Source organism: Rossellomorea aquimaris, assembly GCF_003315075.1.
Taxonomy (GTDB): Bacteria; Bacillota; Bacilli; order Bacillales; family Bacillaceae_B; genus Rossellomorea; species Rossellomorea aquimaris_C.
Window position 1 is genome coordinate 106799 of sequence record NZ_QNRJ01000010.1, and the last position, 7203, is coordinate 114001.

Sequence of the window (7203 nt, forward strand, 5' to 3'; positions counted from 1 at the left end):
TAAAGACTTATTATAAATGTTGCCAAAAAAAAGGTGGTCTTTTTATGAACTTATCAATAGATATGAAAGAAAAAGAGAACGAGCTACTCGTCAAAGTAGCCGGTGAAATTGATGCATATACAGCTCCAAAGCTTAAAGAAACGCTTCTACCCTCTGCTGAGGCTGATGATAAAGATATAACGGTGGATCTTTCAGACGTATCATATATGGATAGTACTGGATTAGGTGTATTTGTTGGTCTTTTCAAAACGGTTAAAGCTCGCGGTGGGCAATTAAATCTAATCGGTTTATCCGATCGTCTGCAGAGACTGTTTGATATTACAGGTTTAGGGGATATTATGAATATTAATTCCAAGGTAGAAGGTGGCGTGGAATGATGAAAGCTTTTGATTACATCGAGATGAAGATCCCCGCAAAGCCGGAATATGTCGGGGTCATTCGTTTGACGCTTTCAGGAATTGCAAGTCGTATGGGATTTGACTACGATGCAATTGAGGATTTGAAGATTGCTACTAGTGAAGCTATCACAAATGCGGTTCAGCATGCGTATAAAGACAACGACGGAGAAGTGGTTGTTGGATTCGCGCTATATGAGGATCGTCTTGAGGTTATGGTAGCGGATCACGGTGAAAGTTTTGATTTTAAAGAAATTCGCAGTGCTGTTGGTCCTTATCATGCCGATCATTCAGTGGAGTTCTTAAGAGAAGGTGGGTTAGGTCTTTACCTTATCGAGAGCTTGATGGATGATGTAAAAGTGCATCACAAGGAGGGAGTGACAGTCTTTATGACTAAATTCCTATCAGGGGAGCAGGTGGAGAGGGATGAAAAAACTATCTCAACCTAACCAGCAGGCTCAAAAAGAAAAAGTACTTCAATGGATCAAAGACTATCAGGAAAGACAAGATGATGATGCACAAAGTCAACTGATCTTACATTACCAGAATCTTGTTGAGTCCATTGCGAGGAAATATTCAAAGGGAAGATCTTTCCACGAAGACATTATCCAGGTAGGGATGATTGGATTGCTTGGTGCAATCAGAAGGTACGATGAATCTTTCGGTAGATCATTCGAGGCATTTGCGATTCCGACAATCATTGGAGAGATAAAAAGGTTCCTGCGAGATAAAACGTGGAGCGTACATGTTCCACGAAGAATAAAAGAGCTTGGTCCGAAAATAAAATCTACGGTTGAAGAGTTAACAAACCAATTAGAACGTTCTCCTCAAGTCCATGAAATTGCTGAATATCTGGAAGTTAGTGAAGAGGAAGTTCTGGAAGCAATGGAAATGGGCAGGAGTTATCAAGCGTTATCAGTGGATCACTCGATTGAAGCGGATTCAGAGGGAAGCACTGTTACAATATTGGATATTGTGGGAGACCAGGATGAGGGCTACGAGAAAGTCAATCAGCGACTCGTTCTTGAGAAAGTGCTTCATGTTCTTTCCGACAGAGAAAAGGCTATTATACAACACACCTATTTAGAAAATTTAAGCCAAAAAGAAGCTGGCGAGAAGCTCGGCATTTCCCAAATGCATGTTTCCCGTTTACAAAGAAGAGCGATCAAAAAGCTTAGGGAAGCCATTCAGGAAGAGATGAACGATTCGGAGAGTCATTATTAATGGCTTATCTTCAACAAAATGAAATAGAGCTTTATGCAGAGCAAGTATCGAAAAACGGAAATCCTTATTGTGGAGACAGTTATTTCTATACCTCTACAAGCGAATACTTTATCTGTGTTTTGGCCGATGGTTTAGGAAGTGGGAAGTTTGCTTATGAATCGTCTCATGTGGTCGTCGATATAGTGGAAGAGCATCACCATGAGGATGTTGAAACCCTCATGAGTCGTTGTAACGAAGCTCTTCAGAAAAAACGAGGCGCTGCAGTAGCGATCATTAAAGCGTATTACCATTCCAAAGAGTTTGTGTATAGCTGTGTAGGAAATATACGTTTTTATATGTATGCACCTGAAGGAAAGATGACTTATCCATTACCGGTTACAGGGTATTTATCCGGAAGACCGCAAACATATAAGACCCAACGTTTTCATTACGATTCCAACTCAAGATTTCTCATTCACTCAGATGGACTGAGTATATCAGGAGTAAAGAATATCCTTCAAAGATATCCAACGCTTCATGGCGCTTTAGGTGATATTCAATCTCTAGTCGACGGTACATCAGACGATACAACATACATTATAGGAAACTTACTCTAACGGTCTTAGGGTAAGTTTTTTTGTTTAGGATCTTTTCACAGAAACAGTTGGATTTTAACTCACCCCAGTAATCCAGTGCGCGATGGATGGGGGATCGGTTCAATATATCTTATAACTGATTTTTGAAAATCATAATTTTGTTAATTTTATTCTTCCTTTAAATTAGTTTGGATATTTATGCTGATGTAGTAGAGAAGAGTGGATTGTAGCGGAAGGCACTTAACTCCTGCGGGAAATAGAGGAAAGGTCGAGACCCCACAGACGGAACGTCGAGGAGGCTCGACTTCCTCCCCGCGGAAAGGAAGTGCCTGGAGCGGAAAGGAACGGTCACAGTGTGGATTGGGGAGACGGAGTTTTCATTTCAATTCATCAGATATATGCTTTATGTTAAGCCCCCCTTTTCAATCCTCAAAGACAGTTATGGTAAAATAAATAAGAATCCTTTTAATGGAGGTAATACAATTGGCAACAACATTAACAAATCAAGAACCATTACTTATCAGAGTATCCAAAGAATTGAACCTATCAATAAAAAACGTGAAAAACGTCATCTCACTACTGGAGGAAGGAAACACAGTTCCTTTCATCGCACGGTACCGGAAAGAACAAACCGGAGCACTAGACGAAGTTCAAATCCGTAATATTATGGATAAATGGAATTACCTGCAAAATTTAGAGCAGAGAAAAGAAGAAGTTATTCGATTGATCGAAGAACAGGGGAAGTTGACGGAAGAGTTAACCCATGCCATTAAAAAGGCGGATAAGCTGCAAACGGTAGAAGATTTGTACCGTCCATATAAGCAAAAGAGAAGAACAAAAGCGACCGTAGCGAAAGAAAAAGGACTGGAACCCCTGGCGGAATGGCTCCTTACATTCCCGGCATCAGGAGAGCTTGAAGAAAAGGCTTCTCTCTACGTGTCTGAAGAAAAGGAAGTAATGACAACCGAGGAAGCTTTAAATGGAGCAAAAGACATTATTGCTGAGTACATTTCCGATGAAGCTTCATACCGAGAATACATAAGAAGTTATACGTTCCGTAAAGGGTTAATTGAATCAAAGGTAAAAAAGGAAGAACAGGACGAAAAAAAGGTCTTCGAAATGTACTACTCTTATCAAGAACCCATTCATAAAGTAGTTCCTCACCGCATTTTAGCAATGAACAGAGGGGAAAAGGAAGATATATTAAAGGTGAATATCCAGCCTGATGCAGAAGGTATCCTTAGCTATTTGCAAAGACAGGTCATTAAAAATATTCATTCCATCTCCGTCCCTCTTGTGAAAGAAGCGGTGGAAGATAGCTATAAAAGACTGATCCAACCATCGGTAGAAAGAGAAATTCGTAATGAATTAACAGAGAAAGCAGAGGATCAAGCCATTCATATCTTCTCAGAAAACTTGAGAAAGTTATTGCTTCAGCCACCGATGAAAGGAAAGATGGTCTTGGGTGTCGATCCCGCTTTCCGAACAGGCTGCAAATTAGCGGTCATTGATGAAACAGGAAAAACTCTTGATATAAATGTGATTTATCCACATTCATCCCAATCTCAACTCGCAAAAGCGGAAGAAGCAATCAAATCGATAATGACAAAATATTCGATTGAGGTTGTGGCTATTGGGAATGGGACGGCATCCAGGGAAACCGAGCAATTTGTCGTGAATGTGTTAAAAGATATGGATCAATCGATCTTCTATTTAATAGTCAACGAAGCGGGAGCGAGTGTTTATTCAGCATCAGATGTGGCAAGGGAAGAGTTTCCGGACCTTCAGGTTGAAGAAAGAAGTGCCGTCTCCATCGCAAGAAGATTACAGGATCCGTTAGCTGAATTAGTGAAAATCGATCCTAAATCAGTTGGAGTTGGGCAATATCAACATGATGTTTCACAAAAGAAGCTAAATGAATCATTAACTTTCGTAGTGGAAACGGCTGTAAACCAAGTGGGCGTAAATGTGAATACTGCCTCCTCATCACTATTGCAATATGTTGCGGGACTCTCCAAGACGGTGGCTACTAATATTGTGAAAAAGAGAGAAGAAGAAGGCAAGTTTGTTTCCAGATCCCAATTAAAGAAAATTCCAAGACTGGGTGCAAAAACGTACGAGCAATGTATTGGATTCCTGAGAATAATGGATGGGAAAGAGATACTTGATCGAACATCTATTCATCCGGACAATTATAACGATGTGAAGAAGCTTCTTATGAAAGTCGGGTTGAGTGTAGCTGACATCGGGTCAGAAGAATTGAAACAGTCTTTGAACCAATTGAATTTGGAAGAGGTTTCTCTTGAGTTGGAAATAGGAAGATTAACGCTGAAAGATATTGTAGATTCGTTAATTCGACCAGGGCGTGATCCGCGGGATGAATTTCCTAAACCTCTTCTCAAGAAGGATGTCTTGAAACTAGAAGATTTAACACAAGGTATGGAGTTGCAAGGGACCGTAAGAAATGTAGTGGATTTCGGTGCGTTTATCGATGTTGGTGTGAAACAAGATGGACTTGTCCATATTTCAAAACTGAAAAATGGTTTCGTTAAGCATCCATTAGATGTGGTGTCTGTTGGGGATGTTGTAACCGTTTGGGTTGATAGCGTGGATGTTCAAAAAGGCAGAGTCGCATTGACGATGATTCAATAATCAGGTAAGAGCTGACTGCGTGGTAGTGAATGCTATCTCAGGTCAGCTCTTTTTGCCATTTAGGATGGGGCATGATTAATGTCCATACTTAAGAGCTGTTCTTCTTACGGTAAAAATACCAGCATTGATTAAGGAGCTTGATTTGATATCGATCCTTCTCAAAATAGGCTCTCCTCAATTGATTCACAAGCCAGTTAGGCATGGGGTAACCTCCTTATCTCTAAGAAAGTGCCAGCTGAATCCGTGTGATGACATTCCTTGGAGTATTTTGTCATGCTGAAACAGTAAGGGTGATATCTAGTTTATGCTATAATAGGTTGTCATGTTCTAATTAAGAAAGAAGGATTTCATATGACGGACGCTGAGCTTCAATTTCTTGTTGAAAAAATATCTATTCAATCTTTTCGTAAGCCTTTCCTTCATAAAGCATATTTCAACCCAAGACTAAGAACCACTGGGGGAAGGTATATGTTAGGTAGTCATAATATCGATATTAATCGTAAATATTTGGACGAGCATGGTATGGATGAATTAATAGGAATCATTAAACATGAGTTGTGTCATTATCATTTGCATATTGAAGGTAAAGGATATAAGCATGGAGATGAAGATTTTAAGAGGCTTCTAAATGAAGTTGGGGGTCCAAGACATTGTTCGATATTAACGAGTGTGAATAAGAGAAAAAGGTATTTGATTTATGTGTGCTCGAAGTGCGGGTTGGAGTTTAAAAGAAGAAGGAAGATCAATTTAAGAAAATACGTGTGTGGACGTTGTAAAGGGAAGCTTAAATTAGTGAAGGAAGTCATTATGAAGGAAGGAAAATCCTGAGTGGTTAATCCCCTGATGATGAGCATTTTTTTCTGATGAAAAGTGTTTGAAAGTAGTTGACAATAAATAGAGGAGTCATTATAATCTAAAGAGTCGATAAGACGAGTTAAGCGAAAGAATACTTTACGTTCCGCAGTAGCTCAGTGGTAGAGCTATCGGCTGTTAACCGATCGGTCGCAAGTTCGAATCTTGCCTGCGGAGCCATTTTTATGGGGAAGTACTCAAGTGGCTGAAGAGGCGCCCCTGCTAAGGGTGTAGGTCGGGCAACTGGCGCGAGGGTTCAAATCCCTCCTTCTCCGCCATTACTTTCAGAACATGGCCCATTGGTCAAGCGGTTAAGACACCGCCCTTTCACGGCGGTAACACGGGTTCGAATCCCGTATGGGTCATTTTTATTTTTGTTATTGCAACTTAAAAAATTCATTTTGCTAGCGTGAATAATGAAAGTTATTTTGCTTTCGCAAGGTAAGGATAGTTATTTTCGCTAACGCGAAAAAACTTTGGTCCGGTAGTTCAGTTGGTTAGAATGCCTGCCTGTCACGCAGGAGGTCGCGGGTTCGAGTCCCGTCCGGACCGCCAGATTATTTATTTAAAAAGTTATTGACTTTAATGTTTTGGACATGTTATTATATAAACCTCGTCACTTTTTGACGAAACATTGGGCTATAGCCAAGCGGTAAGGCATCGCACTTTGACTGCGACATGCGTTGGTTCGAATCCAGCTAGCCCAGCCATTTAAGAGCCATTAGCTCAGTTGGTAGAGCATCTGACTTTTAATCAGAGGGTCGAAGGTTCGAATCCTTCATGGCTCACCAAAGATTTTTGCGGTAGCAAAAATATCTAACCATTTATGCGGGTGTGGCGGAATTGGCAGACGCACCAGACTTAGGATCTGGCGCCGCAAGGCGTGGGGGTTCAAGTCCCTTCACCCGCACTTTGAAAGTTGTTGAAATGACTTTTCGAAAAGCTATTGACACAACATAGTATCCTCGTTATAATAGTGTTTGTCGCTTTAAACGCGGTCGTGGCGGAATGGCAGACGCGCTAGGTTGAGGGCCTAGTGGGGGCGACCCCGTGGAGGTTCAAGTCCTCTCGGCCGCACCAAAAGGATTTAAAACATATTGCGCCCGTAGCTCAATTGGATAGAGCGTTTGACTACGGATCAAAAGGTTAGGGGTTCGACTCCTCTCGGGCGCGCCATCTTATTTCTACAAGCGAGTGTTTCATACTCATAGTAATACATATGCTTTTCTAGCGGGAAGTAGCTCAGCTTGGTAGAGCACTTGGTTTGGGACCAAGGGGTCGCAGGTTCGAATCCTGTCTTCCCGACCATCACAATATTATATGCGGGTGTAGTTTAGTGGTAAAACCTCAGCCTTCCAAGCTGATGATGAGGGTTCGATTCCCTTCACCCGCTCCAATTTATTGCTTTTATTGAACCTTGAAAACTGAACAAAACAAGACAATACGTCAACGTTAATTCTAGATTTATTTTTAAAGAGCTATTCAAACTTTTATCGGAGAGTTTG

General features: G+C 41.0%; 7 protein-coding genes and 11 tRNA genes. 17 read left to right on the top strand and 1 reads right to left on the bottom strand.

The genetic code is table 11. The features are described 5' to 3' along the window. The first annotated feature begins 44 nt into the window (after positions 1 to 44). From DET59_RS13890 to DET59_RS13910, 5 genes are all read left to right on the top strand, one after another. On the top strand, positions 45 to 377 hold the full coding sequence (locus tag DET59_RS13890) for an anti-sigma factor antagonist (protein ID WP_113970249.1): 333 nt from the start codon (positions 45 to 47) through the stop codon (positions 375 to 377). Further along, complete coding sequence (rsbW, locus tag DET59_RS13895; protein ID WP_282139240.1) at positions 377 to 844, top strand: anti-sigma B factor RsbW; 468 nt, start codon at positions 377 to 379, stop codon at positions 842 to 844. Before DET59_RS13890 ends, rsbW begins: the two co-directional genes overlap by 1 nt. Beyond that, complete coding sequence (gene sigB / locus DET59_RS13900) at positions 822 to 1619, top strand: RNA polymerase sigma factor SigB (RefSeq protein ID WP_113970251.1); 798 nt, start codon at positions 822 to 824, stop codon at positions 1617 to 1619. The genes rsbW and sigB overlap by 23 nt, the downstream gene beginning before the upstream one ends. Next, the gene (locus DET59_RS13905) at positions 1619 to 2215 is read left to right on the top strand and encodes a PP2C family serine/threonine-protein phosphatase (protein WP_113970252.1); all 597 of its coding nucleotides are present in this window, start codon (positions 1619 to 1621) and stop codon (positions 2213 to 2215) included. Before sigB ends, DET59_RS13905 begins: the two co-directional genes overlap by 1 nt. Before the next feature lie 462 nt (positions 2216 to 2677). Beyond that, positions 2678 to 4846, top strand: a complete 2169-nt coding sequence (locus tag DET59_RS13910) for a Tex family protein (protein WP_258549677.1) — start codon at positions 2678 to 2680, stop codon at positions 4844 to 4846. Between the two features lie 88 nt (positions 4847 to 4934). Here the strand turns inward: DET59_RS13910 and cmpA are convergent, their stop codons facing one another. Then, positions 4935 to 5048, bottom strand: coding sequence for a cortex morphogenetic protein CmpA (gene cmpA / locus DET59_RS13915; RefSeq protein WP_113970254.1), 114 nt, complete (start codon positions 5046 to 5048; stop codon positions 4935 to 4937). Between the two features lie 149 nt (positions 5049 to 5197). Here cmpA and DET59_RS13920 point away from each other — a divergent pair, with 149 nt between their 5' ends. From DET59_RS13920 to DET59_RS13975, 12 genes are all read left to right on the top strand, one after another. After that, on the top strand, positions 5198 to 5674 hold the full coding sequence (locus tag DET59_RS13920) for a SprT family protein (RefSeq protein WP_113970255.1): 477 nt from the start codon (positions 5198 to 5200) through the stop codon (positions 5672 to 5674). 129 nt (positions 5675 to 5803) lie between these two features. Continuing rightward, a tRNA-Asn gene (locus DET59_RS13925) sits at positions 5804 to 5878 on the top strand. Positions 5879 to 5885: 7 nt separating this feature from the next. Continuing rightward, positions 5886 to 5976, top strand: a tRNA-Ser gene (locus DET59_RS13930). Between the two features lie 15 nt (positions 5977 to 5991). After that, positions 5992 to 6063 (top strand) — tRNA-Glu (locus DET59_RS13935). Between the two features lie 113 nt (positions 6064 to 6176). Continuing rightward, a tRNA-Asp gene (locus tag DET59_RS13940) sits at positions 6177 to 6253 on the top strand. A gap of 80 nt (positions 6254 to 6333) precedes the next feature. Continuing rightward, positions 6334 to 6408: transfer RNA gene (locus DET59_RS13945), tRNA-Gln, on the top strand. 5 nt (positions 6409 to 6413) lie between these two features. Then, a tRNA-Lys gene (locus tag DET59_RS13950) sits at positions 6414 to 6489 on the top strand. Positions 6490 to 6526: 37 nt separating this feature from the next. After that, a tRNA-Leu gene (locus DET59_RS13955) sits at positions 6527 to 6608 on the top strand. Between the two features lie 84 nt (positions 6609 to 6692). Next, positions 6693 to 6778 (top strand) — tRNA-Leu (locus DET59_RS13960). A 19-nt stretch (positions 6779 to 6797) separates the two neighbouring features. After that, positions 6798 to 6874: transfer RNA gene (locus DET59_RS13965), tRNA-Arg, on the top strand. Between the two features lie 55 nt (positions 6875 to 6929). Further along, a tRNA-Pro gene (locus DET59_RS13970) sits at positions 6930 to 7006 on the top strand. Positions 7007 to 7020: 14 nt separating this feature from the next. Beyond that, positions 7021 to 7094, top strand: a tRNA-Gly gene (locus tag DET59_RS13975). Positions 7095 to 7203 lie beyond the last annotated feature (109 nt).

Bases quoted from the DNA above. Each gene is read 5' to 3' on its own strand.
- DET59_RS13920 (WP_113970255.1), top strand. From the start codon at position 5,198: ATGACGGACGCTGAGCTTCAATTTCTTGTTGAAAAAATATCTATTCAA.
- rsbW (WP_282139240.1), top strand. From the start codon at position 377: ATGAAAGCTTTTGATTACATCGAGATGAAGATCCCCGCAAAGCCGGAA.
- sigB (WP_113970251.1), top strand. From the start codon at position 822: ATGAAAAAACTATCTCAACCTAACCAGCAGGCTCAAAAAGAAAAAGTA.
- cmpA (WP_113970254.1), bottom strand. From the start codon at position 5,048: ATGCCTAACTGGCTTGTGAATCAATTGAGGAGAGCCTATTTTGAGAAG.
- DET59_RS13890 (WP_113970249.1), top strand. From the start codon at position 45: ATGAACTTATCAATAGATATGAAAGAAAAAGAGAACGAGCTACTCGTC.
- DET59_RS13905 (WP_113970252.1), top strand. From the start codon at position 1,619: ATGGCTTATCTTCAACAAAATGAAATAGAGCTTTATGCAGAGCAAGTA.